This is a genomic window from Streptomyces sp. NPDC059695, from assembly GCF_042733785.1.
Classification (GTDB): domain Bacteria; phylum Actinomycetota; class Actinomycetes; order Streptomycetales; family Streptomycetaceae; genus Streptomyces.
In genome coordinates, this window is sequence record NZ_JBHWFF010000056.1 from 29,210 (window position 1) to 31,639 (window position 2,430).

Consider the following 2,430-nt stretch of genomic DNA (forward strand, 5'->3'; position numbering starts at 1 on the left):
CGGTGGGGGGGGGGGGGGGGGGGGGGCCCGCCCCCGGGCGCGCGCGCGGGGGGGCGGCCCCCCCCGCGGCCGGCCCCACGGGGGGAGCGACAGCAGGGGGCGCGACCACGGGGGGAGAGGCCACCGGAGTAACCGCCACCGGCGCAACCGTCATCGGAGCCGCCGCGGCACCGGAGGCCGTACCCGCCCCCCGGCCGAAGGCCCGCCGGGCGTCCCGGGCCTGCCGCTCGGCCACCACCCCCGCCAGATAGGCGTCGGCCGGAACCCCCGCCGGCGGAGGCGTACCGGTCCGCGTCACGAGCTCGTCGGCCAGCCGTTCCGCCAGCCTCCGCCCCACGACCGGATCCAGCTCGCGCGACCGCGTCAGGTACTGACGTATCTCCAGCCACAGGCCCTCCGGCACCGCCGACAGGTCGAGCCCGCCGAAGCGCCCCACCAGCCACGGCGGCGGCGGAGGCACGGCCACGACCCGGGCCGCGGGGATCCGCTCCCGTACGACCAGCGTCCCCGCGAACACGTCCCCGAGCCGCCGGCCCCGTTCGGACACCAGCGAAGCGACGCAGGCGACGACCCCGAAGGTCATCAGGATCTCCACGACCCCCATCGCGCCCCGCACCAGCGCGTGCCGGAACCGGATCGGGCCGCCGTCGTCCCGGACCACCCGCAGACCGCAGGCCAGCTTCCCCAGCGACCGTCCGTGCGTCAGCGTCTCCACCGCGATCGGCGCCCCCACCAGCACCAGCAGGAACGACGCGACGGACACCGCCATGACCGCGGCCTCGTCCAGCGACGCCGTCGCGACCGCGAGCCCGAGCGTGAGCAGCAGATACACGGCCCAGACGGCGACCAGATCGATGAGCACCGCGAGCGCCCGACTCGGCAGCCGCGCCGGCTGCACCCCCAGAACGACCGCATCGCCCGTCACCAGACCGCTCACGGAACCCACCCTTCTCCGGCCTTCCCGACCCTTCCGAACGCCAGTCTGCCAAGCTGACCCGCAGCGCGCCGCAGTAGTACGGACCCGTCCGCAGCCAGTCCCTGGAGCAGCAGCCGATCATGGACCTCGACGTCTACGTGACCGCCCACCGCGCCGAGTGGGAACGCCTCGACCACCTCCTGCGCCGGGGCGGCAGGCTCACCGGTGCCGAGGCGGACGAACTCGTCGCGCTCTACCAGCGCACGGCCACCCATCTCTCGATCGTCCAGTCGAGCACTCCGGACCCCATGCTCACGGCCCGGCTCACCCAGCTCGTGGCCCGCGCCCGGGCCGCCGTCACCGGCACCCGCCGCTCCTCGTGGCGCGACGCGCTCCGCTTCCTCACGGCCGGCTTCCCGGCGGCGGTCTACCGCTCCCGCCGCTGGTGGATCCCCACCGCCCTGCTCTCCACGCTGCTGGCGGTGCTCATCGGCTGGTGGATCAACACCCACCCGGAGGTCCAGGCCTCGATCGGCGCCTCCGGCGACCTCCGCGAGATGACCCGCCCCGGCGGCCAGTACGAGACGTACTACTCCAGCCACCCCGCGGCCTCCTTCGCCGCACAGGTCTGGACGAACAACGCCCAGGCCGCGGCCATGTGCCTGGTCCTCGGCGCCTTCCTGGGGATCCCGGTCCTCTGGATCCTCTTCACGAACATGCTGAACGTGGGCGTCGGCCTCGGCCTGATGTCCTCCGCGGGCCGCCTCGACGTCTTCCTGGGCCTGATCCTTCCCCACGGCCTCCTGGAGCTGACCGCCGTCTTCGTGGCCGCCGGTACGGGCCTCCGCCTGGGCTGGACGGTCATCGACCCGGGACCCAGGACCCGCAGGGCCGCCCTGGCGGAGCAAGGCCGCTCGGCCGTCGGCATGGCGATCGGCCTGGCCCTGGTCCTCTTCGTCTCGGGCCTGATCGAAGGCTTCGTCACCCCCTCGGGCCTTCCCACCTGGGCCCGCATCGCCATCGGCATCGCGGCCGAGCTGGCCTTCCTCGCGTACGTGTACGTCCTCGGCGGCCGCGCCGCGCGGGCCGGCGACATCGGTGACCTGGAGGAGCCGGACCGCAGCGCGACCCTCCCCACGGCGGCCTGATGTGCGTCGGGCCCGGCTGAGCTGCTAGTCTCCTCCGGTGCCCGCAAAAGCTGTTGACACAGCGATCGCGGGGAGGTAGATTCAAACGGTTGCCTAGAACTGGACAGTTCGGCAGCGACCGGGTAGAGTCTCACTCACTCACTCCGGCAGGGAATTCGATTCCACGGAGTCATCCCGATTCTTATTCGAATCACGAAAGCCACCGATTAGGTCGGCCGAAATGAATCTGATAAAGTCGAAACAGCCGGAAGGGCCCGGAGCGAAAGCAAAAGGGACCGGAAAGCACCGAGGAAATCGGATCGGAAAGATCTGATAGAGTCGGAAACGAAGGAAGCGCCCGGAGGGCCTGGAAACAGGAACGAAGGA

2 protein-coding genes are annotated in these 2,430 nt (G+C 72.0%); one reads left to right on the forward strand and one right to left on the reverse strand.

The features are described from left to right. A partial coding sequence (locus ACFV2S_RS36395; protein WP_385570063.1) for an RDD family protein occupies nucleotides 1-937 on the reverse strand: 937 nt, incomplete at its 3' end. Between the two features lie 119 nt (nucleotides 938-1,056). Between ACFV2S_RS36395 and ACFV2S_RS36400 the strand changes: the two genes are divergently transcribed. Further along, complete coding sequence (locus ACFV2S_RS36400; protein ID WP_385570067.1) at nucleotides 1,057-2,064, forward strand: stage II sporulation protein M; 1,008 nt, start codon at nucleotides 1,057-1,059, stop codon at nucleotides 2,062-2,064. The last annotated feature ends 366 nt before the right edge of the window (nucleotides 2,065-2,430 follow it).